At 41.2% G+C, this 23,730-nt stretch carries 17 protein-coding genes; 11 read left to right on the forward strand and 6 right to left on the reverse strand.

Features of this window, described 5'->3' with window-relative positions; all coding sequences use genetic code 11:
* Positions 1-36 precede the first annotated feature (36 nt).
* From D0S24_RS17555 to D0S24_RS17565, 3 genes are all read right to left on the reverse strand, one after another.
* A complete protein-coding gene (locus D0S24_RS17555) occupies positions 37-1,557 on the reverse strand; it encodes a RagB/SusD family nutrient uptake outer membrane protein (protein ID WP_117021134.1) in 1,521 nt (506 codons plus the stop codon).
* Between the two features lie 13 nt (positions 1,558-1,570).
* The gene (locus D0S24_RS17560) at positions 1,571-4,897 is read right to left on the reverse strand and encodes a TonB-dependent receptor (RefSeq protein ID WP_117021242.1); all 3,327 of its coding nucleotides are present in this window, start codon (positions 4,895-4,897) and stop codon (positions 1,571-1,573) included.
* A gap of 159 nt (positions 4,898-5,056) precedes the next feature.
* A complete protein-coding gene (locus tag D0S24_RS17565) occupies positions 5,057-6,223 on the reverse strand; it encodes a FecR family protein (RefSeq protein ID WP_117021135.1) in 1,167 nt (388 codons plus the stop codon).
* Positions 6,224-6,427: 204 nt separating this feature from the next.
* Between D0S24_RS17565 and D0S24_RS17570 the strand changes: the two genes are divergently transcribed.
* The gene (locus D0S24_RS17570) at positions 6,428-7,069 is read left to right on the forward strand and encodes an RNA polymerase sigma factor (RefSeq protein WP_251795821.1); all 642 of its coding nucleotides are present in this window, start codon (positions 6,428-6,430) and stop codon (positions 7,067-7,069) included.
* A gap of 56 nt (positions 7,070-7,125) precedes the next feature.
* Here the strand turns inward: D0S24_RS17570 and D0S24_RS17575 are convergent, their stop codons facing one another.
* Positions 7,126-7,872, reverse strand: a complete 747-nt coding sequence (locus D0S24_RS17575) for a LytTR family DNA-binding domain-containing protein (RefSeq protein ID WP_117021136.1) — start codon at positions 7,870-7,872, stop codon at positions 7,126-7,128.
* Between the two features lie 196 nt (positions 7,873-8,068).
* Entirely contained in the window at positions 8,069-9,130 is a 1,062-nt protein-coding gene (locus D0S24_RS17580; protein ID WP_117021137.1) for a sensor histidine kinase, read from the reverse strand.
* Between the two features lie 568 nt (positions 9,131-9,698).
* Between D0S24_RS17580 and D0S24_RS17590 the strand changes: the two genes are divergently transcribed.
* From D0S24_RS17590 to D0S24_RS17635, 10 genes are all read left to right on the forward strand, one after another.
* On the forward strand, positions 9,699-10,871 hold the full coding sequence (locus D0S24_RS17590) for a heparan-alpha-glucosaminide N-acetyltransferase domain-containing protein (RefSeq protein ID WP_117021139.1): 1,173 nt from the start codon (positions 9,699-9,701) through the stop codon (positions 10,869-10,871).
* A 13-nt stretch (positions 10,872-10,884) separates the two neighbouring features.
* The gene (locus D0S24_RS17595; protein WP_117021244.1) at positions 10,885-12,657 is read left to right on the forward strand and encodes a c-type cytochrome; all 1,773 of its coding nucleotides are present in this window, start codon (positions 10,885-10,887) and stop codon (positions 12,655-12,657) included.
* A gap of 241 nt (positions 12,658-12,898) precedes the next feature.
* Positions 12,899-13,873: an SMP-30/gluconolactonase/LRE family protein gene (locus D0S24_RS17600; protein ID WP_220377781.1), complete on the forward strand. Its 975-nt coding sequence runs from the start codon at positions 12,899-12,901 to the stop codon at positions 13,871-13,873.
* Between the two features lie 226 nt (positions 13,874-14,099).
* Positions 14,100-15,344: an amidohydrolase/deacetylase family metallohydrolase gene (locus tag D0S24_RS17605; protein ID WP_181938127.1), complete on the forward strand. Its 1,245-nt coding sequence runs from the start codon at positions 14,100-14,102 to the stop codon at positions 15,342-15,344.
* 353 nt (positions 15,345-15,697) lie between these two features.
* Positions 15,698-17,329 carry an aminotransferase class V-fold PLP-dependent enzyme gene (locus D0S24_RS17610; RefSeq protein ID WP_117021140.1) on the forward strand — a complete coding sequence of 544 codons (1,632 nt, stop codon included), beginning with the start codon at positions 15,698-15,700 and terminating at the stop codon, positions 17,327-17,329.
* Positions 17,330-17,379: 50 nt separating this feature from the next.
* Positions 17,380-17,856: a RidA family protein gene (locus D0S24_RS17615; RefSeq protein ID WP_117021141.1), complete on the forward strand. Its 477-nt coding sequence runs from the start codon at positions 17,380-17,382 to the stop codon at positions 17,854-17,856.
* Between the two features lie 33 nt (positions 17,857-17,889).
* Positions 17,890-18,816: an RraA family protein gene (locus tag D0S24_RS17620; protein WP_117021142.1), complete on the forward strand. Its 927-nt coding sequence runs from the start codon at positions 17,890-17,892 to the stop codon at positions 18,814-18,816.
* 89 nt (positions 18,817-18,905) lie between these two features.
* Positions 18,906-19,328, forward strand: coding sequence for a nuclear transport factor 2 family protein (locus tag D0S24_RS17625; protein WP_181938128.1), 423 nt, complete (start codon positions 18,906-18,908; stop codon positions 19,326-19,328).
* A gap of 16 nt (positions 19,329-19,344) precedes the next feature.
* Positions 19,345-20,442 (forward strand): bile acid:sodium symporter family protein, encoded by a 1,098-nt coding sequence (locus tag D0S24_RS17630; protein WP_251795822.1) that lies wholly within the window; start codon positions 19,345-19,347, stop codon positions 20,440-20,442.
* 49 nt (positions 20,443-20,491) lie between these two features.
* Positions 20,492-22,708 (forward strand): c-type cytochrome, encoded by a 2,217-nt coding sequence (locus tag D0S24_RS17635; RefSeq protein WP_117021145.1) that lies wholly within the window; start codon positions 20,492-20,494, stop codon positions 22,706-22,708.
* A 23-nt stretch (positions 22,709-22,731) separates the two neighbouring features.
* On the opposite strand, the gene D0S24_RS17640 is transcribed toward D0S24_RS17635, so the two are convergent.
* Complete coding sequence (locus tag D0S24_RS17640) at positions 22,732-23,727, reverse strand: Gfo/Idh/MocA family protein (protein WP_117021146.1); 996 nt, start codon at positions 23,725-23,727, stop codon at positions 22,732-22,734.
* Between the last annotated feature and the right edge of the window lie 3 nt (positions 23,728-23,730).

The raw sequence follows: 23,730 nt of genomic DNA on the forward strand, positions 1-23,730 counted from the left end.
GATATGTCCTTCTTGCATTATATGCGCTTTATAATATTATTGGCCATTGGTCAAATTTGGATTTGCTTGTACTTCGCTTAATGGAAAAGGAAACAACAAATGATTTTCACCATATGTTTTTCCCCAATTGTTGGTATAGCCCACAATATTTACATATTCTCCAGATGCATCATCCCTAATAAGCCGAGTCCTAGCTATATCAAACCACATTTTGTTCTCATAACATAGTTCAAAATAACGCTGATCCCAAACCTCTTTTCTAAAGGATTCCAAATCAAGATTCGTGAAGTCCAGAAGATTTGCGCGATTGCGTACTGCGTTCAGAGCATTTATAGCCATTGTACTAGGGATTCCTTCTGCTTGCGATTGAGCCTCGGCATATAGTAGCAATACATCTGCATACCTGTAAATTGTCCAATTTAAACCAGACTGTCCAACAACATCAATTGCATTTTGATCAAAAAATTTATAGATGTATGACGCATTAAAATCCATAAGTTCAAGTTCAGGTGCCCCAGCCGAGAATTTACTTGGATGTCCCTTGTATGTGGTAAAAAAGAACTGTTTTTCCTCAGCTCTTTTATCTCCTTCAACATAGCTCTCCACAAAATTGGGTGTTGGGATTAAACTACCATACTCTAGATTAAAGGCGGACATTCCACTTCTTGACGGCAATACTCCAGGAACCATTTCGTTGGTCCTTTTGTTGACAGAAAATTGTACTTGAAATATAAATTCCTGCCTATTATTATTTAATGGGTTGCGCAGATCGTCATACTCCGGAAACAATGAAAACATTTCTGAATTAATGATTTCCTCTGAACGTTTGGCCGATTCCGCATAATATTGCGGTCCACCTTGCACAGGATATCCTGCATACGTAAGATAAACATCGGCCAGTAATGTTTTAACTGCAGCCATTGAAACCCTGCCCGTTTCCTCTTTAAAAGGCAATTCAGAATTTTCAGCAATGAGCAAGTCCGGAATTATGATGTCATCATAAATTTCTTTAATGGGGGATGGGGCCAACTGTAATTCTCCAAGTTCTGTTTGGGGTTCCATTACCTTAGGGATATCCCCAAAAATTCTAACCAAATAAAAATAATACATAGCCCTCATAAAGCGTACTTCTCCCTGATATCTGGAAATCAAGTTATCTTCGACACTTCCCTCAAATTCTGGAAGTTTTAATAGTGCCAAGTTACATTTTGCAATACCCGAATAAGAATCTTGCCACCATTCCTCAATAAACGGGGAACGTTCGCTAAGTACCAAATCTTCAAACTCCTTAAAATTACTTTGTGAATTTTCCGAAGCTGCCTTTCCTGTCATATATTCCAATAGCAATACCGTATTTCCGCCCCAACTAAATGCTGGCTCGTTAAGTACTGTAGTATTGGAATAGCTACTATTCGTAAAGGCTAGAGCGGCTTCCTTACTTGTCAACCTACTTTCACTTGTAAGTGTACCCGTTGGTAATTCATTCAAAAAATCACTAGTACATGAGACCATAGAGGTTAACACAACTAATATTAGATAAAATAATTTGTTCTTCATCACTGATTATTTTTTAAAAGTTAACATTTAGGCCTAATGTGTAGGTTCTGGCCCTAGGCTCTCCAAAATCATCGATACCCTGTCCAAAATCCCCATCAAAAGTGCTTATTTCAGGATCGTAGCCATTATACTTCGTTATAAGAAATAGGTTTTGCCCACTAGCATATAGCCTTAGCCGATCCAATCCTATTTTATCCAATATTTTTTTTGGGAAGTTGTAGCCAACGGTCAAATTCTGTAACCGAATAAATGAACCATCTTGCAGCCAATGGGTATCGGGGTATGAATCGTAATAGGTTCTCATGTATCGTAATTCTCCTACCATGGTGTTTTGATTTTCTGGAGTCCATGCGTTCAATAATGTCCTAGAACCATTTGCAACTCCTGAACGATCCTCCCTATTATGGGTTCCAGCATTCATTACGTTAATTCCTTCTACGATTCTAATATCAAATAATAGGTCAAAATTCCTATACGTCAACGTATTTGATATACCCATGGTCCATTTTGGCGAGTCAATTCCTATTATGCTATTGTCATTTGCGTCAATTTTTCCATCATTGTTAATGTCTGCATACTTTAAATCCCCGGGCAACCTGTTAAATGTTTCAGCTTCGGCAGCCTCTTCCGTACCCCATGTACCCAGTCTGGTTAGGCCCCAAAATGATCCAACGGGCTCACCAACCCTTAAAATTTTCATAAATCCCTGAGCATGGCTTGTGGTCAAAATATCCTCATCGTTCTCCCCCAATTTAATAACCCTGTTCTTATTTGTGGCAAATGAAAGCCTTGTGGACCAAGAAAAATCTTCTGAACTAATGTTATAGGAGTTAATAGACAGTTCAAAGCCTTTATTTCTTACAGAACCTATATTTTTCAGAACAAAAGGTAAACCGGAAGAGGAAGGGATGGGAGCATTCAAAAGTAGGTCATCCGTTGTTTTATGATAATAGTCCATTGTCATATCAACACGGTGATTCAGTAAACTTATATCAAGCCCAAAATCTATCTGGGTAGTCGTTTCCCATTTAAGATCGGGGTTTCCAAAATTACTGTTGTACAAAGTTGATTGAAATTCGTCTCCAAAAATCACGTTGTTTGAACCCAAGTTTTGTGAATATGCATAATTCCCTATTTCTTGGTTCCCTGTTTGACCAATACTGGTTCTTAACTTTAAATTGCTGATGTATTTATGGTCCTGTAAAAAATTTTCCTCGGATACCTTCCAGGCAAAAGCGAATGAAGGAAAGAAGGCATATCTGTTATTCTTTCCAAATTTGGATGACCCATCATAACGTCCGGTAGCTGTAAATAAGTACTTATCTTTAAGAACATAATTTGCACGTGCAAAATAAGAGTTCAACGCCCATCTCCAATCGCTTGATGAAGAAGGTTGAACTACTGTGCCTAGACCAATATTATGCCATTGATAAAAATCATCGATGAAATTGCGATGCTCCGCCCCCAAAAGTTCGGCATATCTTTGTTGCCAACTTAAACCCAATAGAACATTCAGTCTACTATCTTCGGTAAAATCCAAATTATAGTTAAAATAATTCTCATTCTGCCAATAGAGCTGTTTTTCAGTACTTATTTGGGCAACTCCTCCATTGGTTATGCCACCAAACTGAATTAGATTTTTCCCTACATAATAATTGGTCTTCCTGTGGGTGTTGTCAACTGCGAAAGTTGCCTTAAATCCCAGGTCATCCGTAATTTTAAAGTCGAGATATAGATCGGATAGAAACTGAGAGTTGCTAATTTCATTTACCATTTCTTCTAAATATCTTGCTGGGGTGTCTTGAACTGCACCGGGGAAATCCCGATTGCTGCCCCAAGATCCATCCGGATATTTAACAGGTATAATGGGAAGCGCTTCTTGTTGTAACCTTTTAATAATGTAATTCCCATATAGGTCATTTCCAATACTATTATTATAGGAAGCATTTATACCTATTTTTAACCAGTCCTTTACTTGGGAATCAATATTTAATTGACCACTATATCTTTTGAGGTAATTATTTACCATTAGTGCCTGTTGGTCAAGGTAATTCACAAAAAAACCATATGTGGTTTTTTCATTTCCTCCCCTAAAACCTAACTGATGATTTACCGAAACTGCAGTCCTATATGTTTCGTCCTCCCAATCGGTATCATATATAGGGTTTCCAGATGAATCGAATAGATTGGGAAGATTTGCAGGATTTGCTCTCTGGTATCTACCTTGTGCAAATCCGGCGGGGTCGTATTTCTGAATATTATCATAACCGGTGTTATATACGGACCACCACTCTTGGGCGTTAAGGAATTCCAAGTTTTGTTTTTTGTTCAAAACCCCAAAGGACATATAAGTATCGTAAGAAATTATACTTTCACCATCTAACGGAATACCTCTTTTCGTGGTTATCAAAATTACTCCATTAGCCCCTCTTGCACCATAAATTGCCGTAGCAGATGCATCCTTTAAAACCTCAAGCGATTCAATATTGTTAGGGTTTATCAAATTTATATTAGAGACCCCAATAACACCATCTACAACAAATAAGGGTTCATTGGAAGCAGAAATGGAATTATTTCCTCGAACACGAATAGATACTTTACCGTCCGGTCTTCCCGAATTGGTAAATGCTTCTACGCCGGCAATTTTTCCAGATAAAGCTTGACCAACATTTACTGCTGGCTTATCCAACAAGTCCTTTGATTTTATATTGGAAACTGAACCGGTCAAGTCACTTTTCTTTTGGCTCCCATACCCAATTAAGACTACTTCATCCAATCCGGCCGCGCTTTCCTCTAATGTAATGTTCAAAGTACGCTGTCCATTCACCCCAACTTCTTTTGTTGCAAATCCAATATAGGTAACCACTAAAACGACATCTTCGTTTTCTACGGATATTGAAAAATTCCCATCAAAATCGGCGGTGACTCCGTTTGTTGTTCCTTTTTCTACAATATTGGCCCCAGGTAAGGGTTGGCCATTGCTGTCCATTATCGTTCCAGATACAGTGAATGTCTGAAGTACAGTATTGGAAGGTTCGGTAGCAATAATGATTATTTTATCCCCCTTGAGGTTCAATTTAAAATCCTTGCCCGAAAAACAGATCTCCAATAGCTTATTGGCCAGAATAGTGCCCTTTTTTAATTGTACCTTAGGGACATCCTTAAAAAGATCCTCCTCGTAAATAAAAGTATAATCGGTCTGGTCCCTGAGTAAATCGAAAACGGCATCTATAGATACTGTCTGATCTTTGTCTATGTGGATTTTGGTGTTCTGTGAGAACACTTCGCTCGAAGTAAATCCGAAGGCAGTGGAGCAAAGCAAGAAAATGAATGTCCTCATAATGAACTTTAATAGCTTTTTCCGCTGACGGAAATGGTTGTTGGTACATTTAATTTTCATAAATTTGAGTATTAGTTGGTTAAGCATTTTTAATCGACTGATTCAAAAAAAGGGGACAAAAGCACAGTACTGTCCAGGTATACACTTTGTTCCCTTTCCTTATTTTAGGATGATCTTCTTGTTGTTTATCTCATAGGCTTTAATAGAATTTGTGGTTAGGATAGTATTTAATATTTCTTCTATTGTTTCTTCTTTTCTTAAAACACCATTAAATCTTACATTTTTAAGTGCTGGTCTGGAAAATTCGATATCCACATCGTACCATCTAGACAATACCATGGCAATCTCTTCCAGAGACTTTCCCTTAAAACTAAAGAGACCCCTTCTCCATGAAATCTCTTGATTTACGTCTGTCTGGTGAACACTTACGTGATTGTTTTTAAGATCTAAATTGGACTGTTGACTGGGCTTCAGGACCTGCTTTGTTGTAGCAGTGCTAATGGACACTTTACCTTCTACCAGTGTGGTGTAAATATTTGTTTCGTCCCTGTAGGCCTTTAGGTTAAACGACGTTCCCAGCACCTCTATCTCTTGCGATGGATGCAAAACCCTAAATGTGGCCCCCTTGTGCTCCGTACTCGGGGATACCTCAAAATAGGCCTCTCCATAGACCAATTCCACGGTTCTTGTTTTTCCCTCCGTAAAGGCAACGGGATATTTTAACCGACTTTCAGAGTTGAGCCAAACCAAAGTTCCATCGGCTAGTTTTATATGAAATTGCCCCCCTCTCGGAATGGTCAAATAGTTATAAGCGATCTCGGTACTTGGTATGTTGGAGGAATCATAAATTAATTCTTCCCCATTGCTTTGACCATTTTTTGTACGTACTGTTTTTCCTTTTTCCAAATCTATACTGGAACCGTCTTCCAAGGTAAGGGTAGCCTTGTCCGTACCCACCTCAATTTTGTTGTCCAAGGTTACGGGCATTGAAGTATTCGAATCTATTGAAGTAGGTGTATTGTTAAGAAACCCATTTTTAAAGAGGAAACCAATCCCTAGAAAAATCAAGATTACCGCGGCATATTTTACAATATGGAAGGTTTGGCGCATTTTATGGGCCTTCTTTTCCTTTTCGATAAATTTGAGCAACAATTCTTTGGATTTATCCGTACCATACTTTTTCATGTTGAAATCGATTGCATGATTGATTTTTACATATTGTATAAACTCCTCCTTATGGGCAGGGTCTTCGATCCACTTGGTAAGCTCATCCAACTCGGAGAGGGATGCTTGTTTTGTGAAATATTTTGCGATTAGGTTTTGCATTATTTAAGATATCAAACACGTAAATCCATAATTTAAACGCAACAATTTTATACAACCCTTGCTTTTTTGATAATTATTTTTCTATTTTGGCAAATATCTACATAGATTATTACAAATTTCCCATAATGAAACCGACATGACCAAAATAATCATTGCTCTGTGTGTCCAAAGATTATTTTGGTCATCAAAGGTTACATTTGACCAATGAAAAACCTGTTTGCCGAACAGGTAGGCAATAAAAATAAACACATTAAAATGGAGTACATCAACGAAGTTTCCTTTGTTCAAGGCCTCAAAAAAGGGGATTCAAAAGCCTATACCTGTTTGGTGGAAACCTACCATCATAGGCTCTGTACGTATGCCTTTGGGTTAACTGGCGGTTACGATTTGTCCGAGGATATCGTTCAGAATGTATTTATTAAGATCTGGAAACAACGTAAAAAGTTGAAGGACGATGTTGACCTAAAGAATTATTTGTACAAATCCGTATACAATGGGTTTGTTGACCATTACCGGAAAATAAGACCTGTTTTTTCCCTGGAAAAAGTGCACATCGACACTTTGGGGGTATTTGTTCAAGAGGATTCCGAAAGTTCGTTTGAAAGAATTATTTTACAAGTGAAAAAGGAAATTGATAATCTACCACCAAAATGCAAACAAGCTTTTGTGCTGAGTAAACAAGAGGGGCTTACCAATATTGAAATTGCAGAGTACTTGAACATTTCCACAAAATCTGTAGAAGGCCATATTACCAAGGCGTTTACTATTTTACGAAAATCCTTGGATAGTAAAATGAAAGGTGTTTTCCTATTGCTTTTTGGAGTGGATTTGAAAAGGGGGGTCTAGTGAATATAGGACACGGACGTCTTTACCAAGGCTTTTATCTTCGCCCAACGCATAAATTACCCCTCCTCTTTAGGGGAGCTAAAATTCTTCGGGGCAATGGCGTTCCCTGAAAAGATGAGTTCCCTCGCCCGTTTTAAATATATCCTGCCAATGGGGATGCTTTTTGAATCAATTTCGATACTGTTCCCATCAACGGCGGTAATTTTGTCAATGGCTATGGCATAAGATTTGTGTACCCTAACAAAATTTTCGGAAGGCAGCTCCTCAACAATGCTAGACAATGCCTTATAGGCTACTAAATAACCCTTGGTGGTGTGAATTTTGATATAATCCTTCAGACTTTCTATAAATAGAATTTCATTTAAATTCACTTTCACCATTTTCTTATCCACTTTTACAAATACATGGGGGTCCAACATGGGGTGTCCCTTGTTTTCATTTTTGGCCTTAAGGCGATCTACAAGCTTATTGGCCGATTTCAAAAATCGGTTAAAAGGGATAGGTTTTACCAAATAATCAAGCACGTCAAGCTCGTAACTCTCCAGGGCATATTCCCTATAGGCCGTTGTTATTATAATTAAAGGGTGATTTTTTAGGGTGCGGAGAAATTCCAGTCCGTTTATTCGGGACATATTGATGTCCAAAAATATAACGTCTATGTTCCCCTCCTTAATATCGGAAAGGGCATCTACCGCATTGGTATATGAATTTACAATATTCATATAGTCCAGGGTTTTGATGTAGGATTCCAAAATACTTATGGCAAGGGGCTCATCATCAATTATTAGACAATTAATTTTCATCTGTTTATATTTATTTCTGCCTGTTCGGCAGACAGGTTTTTCAAATGTCACACCGGCCCGACAAGGTCATTCCCGTCCGTACCGGAACGGGCGGACTGGCGGGTGTAACCTCCGGTCCGTGCCGGTATGGACGGGTTTGATGTTTAAAAATAATCATTCCTCTGTGTGTTTAAGGATTATTTTAAACATGTAGGTTTCATTTTATTGGGATTTTTAAGACCACTATATAATGACTGCCTGAAGGATAATTCTCCAATTCAAACTGGTTTCCATATAATAATTCCAGTCTCCTTTTTATGTTTATAAGTCCAATTCCGGAGTTGTCTCGTGCATTTTTGTTTTTTTCAAAATCATTTTTAAGGTAAAATTCCAAATGCCCTTCATTTCTAATAAATTTCATTTCCATAAATATCTTTCCATTCTCCAATTGTCCGTGTTTAAAACAATTTTCAACAAAGGGCAGAAAAAGAAATGGTGGAAGCATTACATCATCAACCTGTCCTATAATTTCAATATTGGATGTTACCAGATCCTTTTTTCTTATCCTTTCCAATTCAATATAATTTTCTACGTAGTTGATTTCTTTACGCAGGGATATTTTTTTTTTGTTCAGGTCATATATCATATACTCCATGATTTCGGACAGTTTTAAAACGACCTCGGCCGCTTTTTTTGATCTTTTAAGGGTAAGGGCATATAGATTGTTCAATGTATTGAAGAAGAAATGGGGTTGAATCTGGGCTTTAAGATATTTCATTTCAGTTTCGGACTGAAGCTCCAAAAGAAGATTGTTCTTGTTCAGTTCAATTACATAATCTATAGTGAACTTAATGGCGGAGACCAAGCCAATAACATAGATTTCACCCAAGGTAACCGTAACAATATGGTTAAAACTGAACAAGCCGTGGGCAGCCTGCACTTCAGTAGCGGTGTTACTGGGGATAAGCCAATGAAAAAGGCCTATTCGAACAAAATAATGGATCGCAAGTACAATGGAAAAAAGGGCTAGGTAGGTTTTATACTTCTTGCCTATTATAAATTTGGGAACCAAATAATATATATTAAAATAGACGATAATAATATGCAGCGGAAACTCTACCAGATTGGATTTGAAAGAATGCCAATAATCACCAAAATAGCTTCCCCAACGAATGGAGTTGAAGGTAAAATATATGATCCAAAATATAATATGGTACCTTCTAGGTATTGTAGGCCTGGCATGTTCCCCCTTTTCTTGGAGCAGCTTTTTAATTTGCATTGGATTCCTTGGAATTAGATTGAAAAGTAGGGATATAAGTGGTTCCGGCAAAATATTCCAAAAACAAAATTTAAACAGTTTTTGTGATCAATGGCCTAATTTTCAATGTAATAAATACGGATATCCATTGCAGGATGTAGTTGATTATAAAAAGAATGCTGTTGGGATAAAAAGCGGAATGCGCATTAATAAAAATAATAACTTCGGATAAAGGATAATCCATTGGATTTATCTACCTGAATAACAATTATTTAAATAACGTGAGTTCGACATAAAAATAATTTTAAGACATTGATTTCGTGTAAATTAAAAAATTGCTATTGTCTCCTCGAGCGGAGTCGAGAGGTTATTTTACTGTAACGCTTTTACAATGAGGTCTCGACTCCGCTCGACCGGACAGATGTTATATAAATAACTGATTTAAACAAAATATTTATCGAACTCACGTTAAATAGTCTTCTTTGGGAAGAAGTTAAATTCAAATTTGGGACCTAGGGGCAATTGCCAGCGGTATCCAAGCCTATAATTGGGGAAGGGATACCAATAAGCTATAAAATTGATACAAAACATGAGATTGTATTCCATTGATATTTTAAGGGCACTTACCATGTTTTTGATGATTTGGGTCAATGATTTCTGGACATTGAACGATGTTCCCAAATGGTTGCTGCATGCCAAGGAAAATGAAGATTATTTAGGGTTTTCGGATATCATATTTCCCTTGTTCCTTTTCATCGTTGGCTTAAGTATTCCTTTTGCCATAAAAAGTCGCTTGGACAAGGGCCATAGCTTACGGGAAATTGGTAAGCATATCATAATACGGTCTTTTTCCCTCCTACTGATCGGTCTTTTTATGGTCAATTACGAGACTGCCTACGATTTGGGAATTCCAATTGGAAAATATTTTTGGGGCATCTTAATGGCCCTTGCCATATTCCTTATATGGACCGATTGGAAAAAGAGCCCCGTCTCCAGGAAATGGCAGCTTCCATTGCAGATTTTGGGTATTCTTGTTTTACTTTTTCTAGCGATGATTTATGAAGGGGGTGCCTCTGGGGAGTATTGGATGCGACCCCAGTGGTGGGGCATATTAGGGCTTATTGGTTGGGCCTATCTGGTAAATGCGCTTATCTTTCTCCTTTCGCGCGGCAAATGGACCGTGATAGTGTCCTTTTGGCTTTTATTCAATGTGCTGTCTGTTTGGAACCAAACCGATGCCGCCTTTGAACTTCAAGGGATATTCAGTTATTTTTCAACTATCGCGCAGGGAACGATTCCCGCATTTACCACCTCGGGAATGGTAGCCTCCTTGGTGCTTATTAAATGGTCCGGGCCAAGTTTAAAAAAAAGGTATGCCATATTAGTTCTTTTGGGGTTGGCAAGTATAGCATTTGCCCTAGTTGCCCGTCCTTTATGGGGAATCTCCAAATTGGGAGCTACACCTTCATGGTTGGCCATCTGTTCCGGACTGGGCTTTTTGGTTTTTGCAATTTTCCATTACCTCGCGGACCAAAAGGGGATTATCCATTGGGCAAAATTTATAGCCCCGGCGGGAACGGCAACATTAACCTGTTATATGTTGCCATACCTAATCTACCCCATAAGAAATCTAAGTACGTTCAGATTGCCACCTTTCTTTAATACCGGGGTTGTGGGTCTTTTAGGCTCCCTGGTTTTTGCCTATATGGTTGTTTTACTTACCGGATGGTTGGTAAAAAAAGGAATAAAACTGAAACTTTAAAACACGGATGGCCATGAGAGGGACATTTTTTAAGAAGTACATTTTCTTCCCATCGATCATTTTAATTGGGATTTTACTTTTTGTAAAATGTAATTCCAATAATGACCTCCCTGCCGGGGATAAGGACAATGGCGGACTTTATTTGCCCGGGGATTTTGAGGCGGTAGTGGTGATAGACAGTCTAAAGGGCAGGGCCAGGCACCTAACGGTAAACACCAATGGGGATATTTATGTGAAGCTGAGGTTTCCGGATTCCCTTGGGGGCAATGCTGCACTTCGGGATACCGACAATGATGGGAAGGCGGATATTGTTAAAACTTTCGATGATTATCTGGACAGGAGCAGTTATGGAACCGAAATGAAAATTCACAATGGGTATCTATATTTTAGTTCGGTGACGCGTATTTTTCGCCAAAAACTTACCAAAGATTTGGTGCCGGATACTGAGTTGGAGTTAATATTGTCAGAAACGGAACGTCCCGGACAACATGCAACCAAGCCTTTGGCCTTTGATGATCAGGGCAATATGTACACTATTTTTGGTGCGCCTTCGGATGCTTGTCAGGTGGATGACAGATCGCCCATGTCCCCTGGTATTTTTCCATGTCCGTTATTGGAGCACAGGGCGGGCATATGGAAATTTGATGCCAACAAAAAGGGGCAGTTCCAACAGGACGGAACAAAATTTGCCACCGGACTTAGAAGTGTGGTAGGATTAAGTTGGAACAAGCAGGATAACAACCTGTATGCCGTGGTTCATGGTCGCGATTACCTCCACAATACCTGGCCAAGGGAATTTACTGCCTGGGAAGGTGCGGTCTTGCCCTCAGAGGTCTTCCTAAGACTTAGGGAAGGGGACGATGCCGGTTGGCCCTACCATTATTATGATCAGATCAAGAAAGGCTATTATCTTAATCCAGAGTATGGGGGCGATGGGGAAAAGCAGGGCGACATAAGTAAACTTACAGAGCCTGTAGTGGGTTTTCCGGGTCATTTTGCCCCCAATGACCTCCTGTTTTATGAAGGCGACCAATTTCCGGATCGATACAGGAACGGGGCATTTATAGCCTTTCACGGGTCTACCAGTAGTTCCCCTTATCCACAATCCGGTTATTTTGTAGGCTTTGTACCCATGCAAAATGGTATTCCTACGGGGCCATGGGAGGTATTTGCCGATGGTTTTGCGGGCAGGGATACCGTGGCGAACACTAGTGAAGCCAAATATAGGCCTATGGGATTGGCTGTTGGGCCAGACGGATCATTGTATGTTTCCGATTCCAAAATGGGAAAAATATGGAGAATTATGTACAAGGGGAACAAAGCGGATTTTGGGAGTTCCCAGCTTGCTGCCATGGATAAAAGAAAAAGGACCGCCACTAATATAAAGACACCTGATGAAAAAGAGGATATACTCGTTCCCGATGGATATTTTGGGGAAGTAGAGGAGGATAAATTGTCCAAAGGCGGCCAACTGTACAATATTTTTTGTTCGGTCTGCCACCAAAGGGACGGGAAGGGCAATGAGCGTTTTCCACCTTTGGACAATTCGGAATGGGTCCTAGGGGATAAAACGAAATTGATCAATGTTATCCTTCAAGGGCTTAGGGGAGAGATAATGGTGAAAGGGAAGTCCTATAACAATGCCATGCCCAAATTACATATGTTGAAGGATGAAGAAATTTCTGAAATCCTGACTTTCATAAGGCAAAATTTTGGCAACAATGCCTCACCTATTGAACCCGAGGAAGTTGCGAATGTTAGAAAGACTGTTCCCAATGGCCCTTGAGACCTAATAAAAGAAAAACCAACTTCTATATGCAGTCAAAATGAATAAACCGTATTTTTAGATCACTTCTAAAACAAAACCGTATGAAATATCCATTAGCAAAATTTTCAAACCTTCCGATAATTATCGGGACGAAAATGATTTCTTGGATATTTTACCCGCCTGTCCGCCCTTTCCGGTACGGACGGGAATGAAGAAGTCGGGCAGGTCTGACCTATTAAAAATAAATAAAAAAGAACAGATGAAATACCAATCCAGTCCATTTATAATTTTCAATTCAACCGTTTTATGTCTACTGCTATTGGTTGCCGGATGTAAGGACAAACAACCCAAGGATACACCAATGGTACCTAGTGATATTGTCCAAGAAGCAAAATCGTCCTTGTACCATAGTTCCCAATTTACCAAACCTTCCGGTTTTCCATCGGGAATTGAAGGTCCTGCGGTAGACGCCAATGGAATTTTATACGCCGTTAATTTTGAAAAACCGGGAACCATAGGACAGGTAGATCCCCAAGGAACGGCCTCCTTATTTGTGAATTTGCCGGAAGGCAGCATAGGCAATGGGATCCGTTTTAACAGCAAAGGTGAAATGTTCATAGCAGATTATACAAAGCATAACATTTTAAAAGTGGATATGGACACCAAAGAGATCAGCGTTTTTGCCCATAACGGGGATATGAACCAGCCCAATGATATTGCAATAATGGACAACGATATTCTTTTTGCCAGTGATCCTGACTGGAAGAATTCCAAAGGGCAGATCTGGAGAATCGATACCGAGGGAAAAATAACCCTATTGGAAGGGGATATGGGTACCACCAACGGAATTGAGGTTAGTCCGGATAACAGAACTCTTTATGTAAACGAATCCGTACAGCGCAATGTTTGGGCCTACGATCTTTCGCCGGAAGGAGGGATTGCCAATAAGCGTTTGTTAATAAAATTTGAGGATTTTGGGATGGATGGAATGCGTACCGATACCGAGGGAAATCTGTACATTACCCGCCATGGAAAAGGTACTGTGGTCATAGTTTCGCCCGAAGGGGTTATTCTTGAAGAAATTAAGTTAAAGGGGAAGACACCCTCCAATATTGCTTTTGGGGGAAAGGATGGCAGAGCTGCTTTTATTACACTTCAAGATAATGGCAATTTTGAAACCTTTGAAACGGAACATCCGGGGAGGGAATTTATTATGATGGACAAAAGCAAATAATTTTATAGATCCCATAATATCAATTACGATAAAACGAACATTAAAAAATTTAAACCTGTGAAATGAGTATAAACTTTTTTAAGCATACCATACCGATATGATTAAAATAAGTTTTTGCAAACCCGCCCAAACGTACCTTTTCGGTACGGGCGGGAACGAAGTGGTTACATCTGTTTGTAAATTTTGTAATCACTTATTTTTTAGCTAATTATAAAATTTTAAACAGATGAAAAGCAACCTTACCATCTATTTAGTTTCTATGGCATTACTATTCCTTTCCAAATCGGTTCTTGGACAGGAATATGATTTATTGATCAAAAATGGGACACTGATAGATACCAAAAGTGAGATCAACAAAAAAATGGATGTCGCTATTTTTAATGGCAAAATAGCTGAAATTGCCAATAGCATTTCAGATAAAAAGGCAAAAACGGTTATAGATGCCAATGGGATGTTGGTAACCCCCGGCCTTTTGGATATACATGGCCATGTCTTTTATGGTACGGACGAAAACAGTATGTACAGTGGAGGTATGAGCAGTGTAGCCCCGGATAATTTCACCTTCCGTACCGGGGTTACCACAATAGTGGACGCGGGAAGTTCGGGATGGAGAAATTTTCATATTTTCAAAAAGCAGACCATTAACAATTCAAAAACAAGGGTTTTGGCCTTTTTGAATATTGTTGGTTCCGGAATGAAAGGGGGTGTCGTGGAGCAGGATGTTAACGATATGGATCCCAAGTTGACGGCAAAAACGGTAAAAAGCAATCCGGAAATAGTGGGGGTTAAACTGGCACATTACGAAGGCTACGAATGGGATCCTTTGGAAAGGGCGGTAGAAGCAGGGGTTATGGCCAATGTACCGGTAATGGTCGATTTTGGGGGCAGTAAACCCGCCCTATCGTTGAAAACCCTTTTTCTGGAAAAATTAAGGCCGGGCGATATTTTTACCCATGCCTATGCTTCCTTAAATAGTAGGGGAAAAGTAGTGGATGATAATGGCAAGGTAGCCCCCTTTGTATTTGAGGCCCAGAAAAAGGGAATTATCTTCGATGTGGGACACGGCGGAGGTAGTTTTGCATTTGAACAGGCCGTACCGGCAATGAATCAGGGTTTTAAACCCAATTCCATAAGTACGGATCTGCATATTGGGAGTATGAACGGTGGTATGAAGGACCTACTAAATATCATGTCCAAATTTTTAAATATGAATATGGCATTGCCCGAGCTTATTGCAAGTGTTACCTGGAATCCTGCACAGTATATACATAGGCCGGAACTGGGACATTTGGAGGTAGGCGCCATTGCCGATGTGGCCGTTTTAAGTATTCGGCAGGGCCATTTTGGTTTTATGGATACCAAGGGGGTTAAGATCATGGGCAACCAAAAATTGGAATGCGAACTTACCATTAAGGATGGGGAAGTTGTTTACGATCTAAACGGACTTTCAGGTAAGAATTGGAAGGACTAAGAAACTGTTTGAATTTTGGTTAGGGGGGTAGGATTATTGTTATCTTTTCCAGCATGGACCAAGCTAGTGTAATGTTAATCGTGAAATGACTTCTCGATTGCGCTCGAAGTGACGAAGATTGTCTGGTCGAGCGCAGTCGAGACCTGAATTTAATGACATAACATCCTTAACATAACACTAGTTCTAAAATTTAAACTACAGTACCAACAATTAGGGGAATGGCCGTGTTAGGGTTGGAGAAATTTTCATATCTTCAAAAACCGTGGGCCAATGGCACTCTGAAAACCATATAGGATTTTTAATGTATTGGTTTGGGAAGCGAAAACACATAGGAACAATAATAAATAGCAAGCATGAACCGTAGGGAAATAATTAAACAGTTGGGTGTTGTTCCCATTGCAGGAAGTTTAATGGCCAGTGAGACCATGTTCGGGAGTGCCCTTGGTACAACGGGGCCTCTGGCGCCAGGACCGTACTCCGCCGGGCAAAGTATCTTTGAATCCATTGGGGTAGATACCATCATCAACTGTCGCGGTACCTTTACCATTTTAGGGGGTTCTACGGAACGTCCCGAAGTATTGAAGGCCATGGAGGCCGCTACGGGCTATTTTGTGCAGTACGATGAATTGGCCTTTGGCATAGGACGCCGCTTGGCGGAACTCACCAAGGCACCATGGGGAATGGTATCATCGGGTTGTGCCGCGGGTATGAAACACGTAACCGCCGCCTGTGTAACCGGGGGCAACCCGGAAAAGCTGATCAGGATTCCCAACTTGGAGGGTTTTGAGAAAAATGAGGTTATAATTCCCCGTAGCTCCAGAAATGTTTATGACCAAGCCATTCGAAATATAGGGGTAAAGGTAATTATGGTGGAAACTCCTGAGGAGTTGGAGCGGGCCATCAATTCCAGAACCGCAATGATCTATATAATGACCGGAAGGGATAACGAAACGGGGAGACCGCTTTCCCTGGAAGTGATCAGTGGGATCGCCAAACCAAAGAACATCCCTATTTTGGCCGATGCGGCCGCGGAGAATTTGAGTATTCCCTGTGTACATCTGGAAAGGGGCGCTACCGTAGTGGCCTATAGCGGTGGCAAGGCACTATGCGGACCACAATGTGCCGGCCTTTTATTGGGGGATAAGGACATATTGATGGCTGCTTGGCAGGCCAGTTCCCCACACCATGGCCCGGGAAGGGACAATAAGGTAGGGAAAGAGGAAATGCTGGGAATGCTGGCGGCCGTAGAGGCCTGGACCACTAGGGACCATGATAAGGAGTGGGACACTTGGCTGTCCTGGTTGGAGGAAATCTCTTCAAAACTCACCAAAATAGAGGGAATAAGCGCTGAAGTAGAATTGCCGACGGGTTTGGACAATAGGGCCCCCAGACTCATCCTGAAATGGGATCCGGACAGGCTTCATATTACCGGGGAAGAAATTGCCGAGGAGGTGGCACGCAACAGACCAAGGATAGCCATTGGAGGCAGATCTTCCGAGGACGGGACAACAAGCATATCCATTACCCCCAGTCAAATGAGACCGGGAAATGCCAAGTTGGTGGCCAACCGACTTTATGATATATTATCCGCAGAGCGTAAGCCCCGATCGGACAAGATGGCCCCGGCAAGTGTTAACGTTACAGGGCATTGGGAAGTGGAGATACAGTTTTTTACCTCCAAAAGCACCCATAAATTTTTCTTGGAACAGGAAGGGAATTGGATCAAGGGAACCCATACCAGCGATTATGCCATGCAGGAAATGGCCGGAATGATAGAGGGGGACGAGGTAAAACTTAGGAGTCATTTTAACGTTCCGGGAAACTCCATAAATTATTGGTTTTCGGGAAAAGTATCCAACGGAACCTTTAATGGATCCGTATTTTTGGGCGAATACCTTACGGCCAAGTTTACGGCCAAACAGCTGGCCTATAAAGCGGAACATAAAAAAATAAGCGTTCCGGGAGGTCCACCCTTGGCTACTTAGAAACGAAACTATAAATCGATATATTACAATAACAATTAAATCTTATAATTATGGAAAACAAAACAACAAGAAGGGCATCTTTTAAAAAATTAGGAATGGGATTGGCGGCTATGTTTGGAGTAGGTGCCACCGCTAGGGCAATAGACGGGGGCGAAAGGCCAAAAAAGGAAGTAGTGGGAGACATTGTCATGGACCAGGACATACCTTTGTTCTCTGGTGGGGTAAAACATGGAAATACACTTTATATAGCGGGCAAGGGGGCACATGTGGAGCCTTTTGAGATCAAGGCACATACCGAGATTGTTTTGCAGGAATTGGAAAAGGAGCTAAAAAAGCATGGTTCTTCCATGGACAAAGTATTGAAAGTGAATGTTTATTTGGCTGATTTGGCAGATTATAAGGGAATGAACGAAGTTTTTAGGGGGCGTTTTGGACCCAACCCCCCGGTTAGGACCACCGTGGCCACTTATGGGGGAGTACCAGGGAATTCATTGGTAGAAATGGACTGTATAGCCGCTTTGGACTAGATAACGATGTATTATCCTTTAAAAACTTTTTAAATGAAGTTCCATAGAATTGCACTATTCTTTTTTGGTTTTTGTATCACCTATAATGCCTTTTCACAGACCCTTCCCAAGGAGGAATTGATTTTTTTGACCTCCGAATGGAAAGGGGCACGCTTTGATGATGGCCGGCCAAAAATACCGGACGACCTATTGGAACGGGCAAAAAAAATTGGGATAGACGATGCATGGACCGTCCTTGAAAATGAAGGCTATAAAAATCAGTTCGAGGGCAATTGGAAAATGGTCCATAACGATGTCCCCGTTGTAGGCAGGGCACTCACCGCCCTGTTCATGCCAAGTCGGCCGGATGTGGAGAGGAACATCAAGGAAAGGGGCACAACCTCCCAAGGGAGGAAGGGCAATACCAATTCTTGGCCCATAGAGGTCCTTACCAAGGGCGATGTATATGTGGCCGATAGTTTTGGTAAGATAGATGCAGGCACCCTTATGGGAGCCACCTTGGCAACTTCCATATACAGCAAATCCGGTAACGGGGTAGTTTTTAACGGAAGTGCAAGGGACCTTGAGAGCATAAGCCAGATGGAAGGATTCAATGCCTTTGTCCGGGATTTTCACCCGTCCTTTTTGGAAGAGGAAGTACTGATGGGGCTCAACACCCCAATACGTATTGGGCAGGTAATGGTGTTGCCGGGCGATCTTGTCCTGGCCAAGAGGGAGGGAGTACTGTTCATTCCTGCACATTTGGCCGAACAAGTAGTTAGTACTGCCGAATTCGTAGCCCTTAAGGACCAGTTTGGCTTTGAGATGGTAAGGACCAAGAAATATTCCACAGGAGAGATAGATAGTCAATGGACAGAGCAGTTAAAAAAAGAATTTCTGGCCTGGTTGGACAAACATCCGGAATTGGGAAGGATGTCCAAGGAGACTTTGGATAAGGTTTTAAGCAAAAGAACATGGTAATCGGAGTACAGAAGTGGATGAATAGGGTAAGCTGCGGCTGGCTCATGACCGTTGTACCAATGTTAATTTTGTTTGGGTGCAAACAAAATGTGGATCAAACTAAGACCCTGCTTTTGGGGGAGGACGTTCAAATTACAATGGATGAAGTGCAACGGGCCGTGTCCACTTTTAATGAAGCCATGGTAAATCCGACCGCGGAATTCATGGAGGCCCTTTGTGCAGATGCACTCACCTACGGACATTCCAGTGGACTGATCCAAAACAAGGCCGAATTTATAGACGATATTGTAAACGGGCCCTTCAATTTCTCCTCTGTGGAGGCCCCTGATCAGACTATACATATATCTGGAAACACAGCAATCGTCCGTCATATTTTTTTGGCCAAGGCCACCAATGCCGGAGTGCCCGTAGATATCCGTATCGGTAATATACAGGTATACCAAAAGGATAAGGATGGCAAGCTCAAACTTTTGGCCAGACAGGCCTATAAATTGCCAGTAGAAACCAATTAATCCAAACCGACCAATTTTGAAAAAACCAACCATTCATTCCATTTGCCTTGGCATGGCCGCTATATTGCTGTTAGTTGTTCTGGGCATGATCCTTACAGATAACATAGAAAATGCGGGGCTTTTAATAATGGCCTTTTTTGCACTTCTGGCCGTTGGCTTTAGTGGGTATAAATCCCTGAGCAGTTATGTTTTTACCGCCTCCATATTTGCAGGGGTAGCCTTGGCACTATATTACCCGCAATACTTTCTGCAAATAGGCGATTTTAAGCTTACGGGATTGATCATACCCTTGATCCAACTTATTATGTTCGGCATGGGGACCTCCATGAGTATTGGCGATTTTGCCGAGGTGGTCAAATCCCCCAAAGGGGTAATGGTGGGTGTCTCTGCACAGTTGTGCATAATGCCCATAATGGGCTTTGTGCTGGCAAAGGTCAGTAATTTTCCACCGGAGATCGCGGCAGGGATCGTTTTGATCGGTTGCTCTCCCAGTGGGGTGGCATCCAACGTAATGGCCTATTTGGCAAAGGCCAATCTGGCCCTCTCCATTACAATTACTTCCATATCAACACTACTTGCACCTTTTGTAACTCCCCTTCTTATGAAGTTATTGGCCGGGGAATTTATAGAAATAGAGGTGCTGGACATGATGTGGAGTATTGTAAAGATGATTATTTTGCCGCTTGGGGCAGGAATTCTATTAAACCGTTTTAGAGGGGACAAGGCCAAATGGATGGACAGGGCACTTCCCATAATCTCCATGTTGGGCATTGGCCTTATAATCGTGGTCATAACGGCCGCAGGTAGGGATAGCCTATTGGATATTGGCGGAATCTTAATGCTATTGGTATTGATCCATAATTTGTTTGGGTATATGCTAGGTTATTGGTACGCCCGTCTACTGCGTTTGAACGAGCAGGATTCGCGCACCATTGCCTTGGAAGTAGGCATGCAGAACGGGGGCTTGGCCTCTGGCATAGCCAATTCCTTGGGGAAAATAGCCACCATGGGTCTGGCTCCGGCCGTATTTGGGCCCTTGATGAATATAACAGGGTCCATTCTGGCCTCCTATTGGCATAAAAGGCCTCCAAAAACGGCTAAGGATACGGATTAATAATGTAATTTGACCAGGCAAAATATATATAAATAGCATTATATTGATTATGATCAAATTAAGGTCGGTTTTGCTTCTTCTTGTGATTGTAAATTGTGGGAAAAAAGAATACAAGGATAAAATTTATGTAAAACCAGAAATTGTAAGGGAAGCACCTTCCGATTTTCTTTCTCCCGAAGAAAGTTTGAAAAGATTTTATCTGCCCGAGGGGTATAGGATAGAATTGGTGGCATCCGAGCCAATGGTGAATGAACCTGTGGCTATTGCCTGGGATGGTGATGGCAAGATGTATGTGGCCGAAATGGACACCTATATGCAAAATGTGGATGGTACAGGGGAGGATGAACCTATTAGTCAGATAAAACTTTTAGAGGATTTGGATGGGGATGGAAAAATGGACAAGAGCACCGTCTTTATTGATAGTTTAGTATTGCCAAGGATGATCTTACCGCTCGATGACCGACTTATTGTAAATGAAACCTATTCGTATGATCTATGGAGCTATAGGGATACCGATAATGATGGAGTGGCCGATGAAAAGATCAGGGTTTATGAAAATCCAAAAAGAAGGGGGGGCAATCTAGAGCACCAACAGAGTGGTCTGGTTTGGAACTTGGACAATTGGGTGTATACCACCTACAACCCATTGCGATTTAGGTTTAATAAGAACGGAATACAAGTAGATTCCCTGGTAGATGGTTCCAGTGGACAATGGGGCTTGACCCAAGATGATTTAGGAAATATGTACTATTCTTCTGCAGGTGGAGAAACTGCGGCGTATGGTTTTCAGGTACCGCCAATTTATGGTGAAGTGGATTTGGAAGGACAGATCTCGGAAGGATTTATGGAACCATGGCCGATTGTTGGCACCCCTGATGTACAGGGTGGTGCCGAATTAAGGTTGAAGGAGGATGGTACTTTGAATAAATTTACCGGGGTAGCCGGCCAAGAAATATTTAGGGGCGATAAATTACCCCCATCCACTTATGGGGATCTATTTATTCCCGAACCAGTGGGCAGGTTGATCCGTAGGGCAAAAATAAAAAATGAGAACGGTAAAAAAGTGTTGTATAATGCCTACGACCAAGCAGAATTTTTAGCCTCTACGGATTTGAACTTTAGACCGGTGCAGGCACAAACAGGACCTGATGGGAGCCTTTATATTGTAGACATGTACCGTGGCATTATCCAAGAAGGCAATTGGACCAGGGAAGGGAGCCATTTAAGACCCGTAATTCTTAGGAAAGGTTTGGACAAGAATATTGGAAGAGGTAGAATATATCGTATTGTCCATGAGGAGATCAAACCAGGTGGAAAACCCAAACTTTTGGATAAATCCGCCAAAGAGCTGGTAGATTACTTAGGTCATCCCAATGGATGGTATAGAAATACCGCCCAAAAGCTGATCATATTAAAAGGAGATATGGCTGTGGTGCCCAAACTTAAGGATATTACAAGGGATAATGAGTCTTTTTGGACAGAAAACTTTGGAGATAAAGACTATCCCCGTGAAAGGATCCATGCCTTATGGACTTTGGAGGGTTTAGGTGTTGTGGATAAGTCACTTATTCTTGAAAAGTTAAATGATGTGGATCCAAGGGTTCGAATGACGGCCATAAGGTTAAGTGAAGAGTTTTTGAAGAAAGGGGATCAAGACATTTTGCAAGCGTTGGCCAAATTACAAAAGGATATGGACATTAATGTTGTAAATCAATTGGCATTAAGTTTAGGACATTCCAAAAGTGCCGATGGCTCCGCTCTGTTGGGTTCTATCTCGGAAGAATACGGGGACAATGAACTGGTAGCGGCTTCGGTAAAGCTCAGTTTAAAGGCAAATGATTCTGAATTGCAGAAATTAAAGAACAGGATAGCCCACAGGAGCAATGGAGAAAAATATAGGACTATAGATGGTTATGATATTTATAAACAGACCTGCATTACCTGCCACGGCCCTGATCTAAAAGGGGTTCCCAATGGAGAGAATTCTCTGATTGCACCATCTTTAATTGGGTCACCTAGGGTAATTGGTGATAAAGAAGTGCTTATAAAAATCCTTTTAAATGGCCTTACAGGTCCTATTGAAGGTAAGGAGTATGGTATAATGTTGCCTATGGGAAGTAACGATGATGATTGGATCGGCCATGTGGCCACTTACATTCGCTCTATGAACGATACTACTATGGTCCATGAAAATGAGGTTAGGGATATCCGTGCCAAAAACGCGGAAAGGAAAAGCTATTGGACGTTACAGGAACTCATGAAATAATAGAAAAAGGGACAACTAGAAATTTACAGTTGTATACGTTGTCCCTTTAAATTACTTTCTTCCAACTTTTCAATTACCAGCATATTCTTAACGGCATCCTCTAGTGGAGTGGGGACTGGGGTATTATTTTGTATGGCCAAGGCAAAAAGGTCGGCCTGGATGGTGTATTGATTACAGATATCAAATTCAATGGTTTGGCACTCTTCGTCTATGGTGAGCCATATTTTTGCCGGCCTATCAATGGGGGGGTTAAAGGGTAGTTCAAATTTTATATTTCCTTTGGTTCCGAAAACTTGTGCCTGTTGATTGTACGCCAATTGTGTAGCGCTGAAGAATACTGAAGTGCCGGTTTCGAACTCCAATATGCCTGAGGCTAATATATCTACCTTAAAATCTGGGTGATACTCTATAACGGAAGAAATACTCTTTGGCTCCGAATTGAACAAAAAACGGGATAGGGATATAGGGTAGCATCCTATATCCATTAAACTTCCACCCCCAAATTCTTTATTGTTTACGATACTATTGGGGTCATCTTCATAGAACGAAAAGGACGATTGAATGGCCTTAATGTCACCTATAACCTTTTGGTCCACTAGTTCCTTGGCTTTTATCCATTGGGGGTGATGCCTGTACATAAAGGCTTCCATTACCTTTAAGTGAGGGTATTTAAGGGAAGTTTTTAATAATTTTTCAGCTTCCTTACTGGACAGGCCAACTGGTTTTTCAACCAGCACATGTTTGTTCGCTTCCAAGGCCTTAATGGCCCATTTCACATGTAGGTGATTGGGCAAAGGAATATAGATGGCCTCTACTTCCCTATCGGACAATAATTCCTCATACGAACCATATGGTTTTTCTATCCCGTACAGCTTGGATATTGTTTTGGCCTTCTCCAAATTTCTCGAGGCAATGGCATGAACATCCCCATGTAGGCAGTTGAGCATTGCTGGAATTACCTGCTCCGTTGCAATATGGGCAGTGCCCAAAATTCCCCATTTAAGTTTCTTATCCACCATTTT

Source organism: Arenibacter sp. P308M17, assembly GCF_003426735.1.
GTDB lineage: Bacteria > Bacteroidota > Bacteroidia > Flavobacteriales > Flavobacteriaceae > Arenibacter.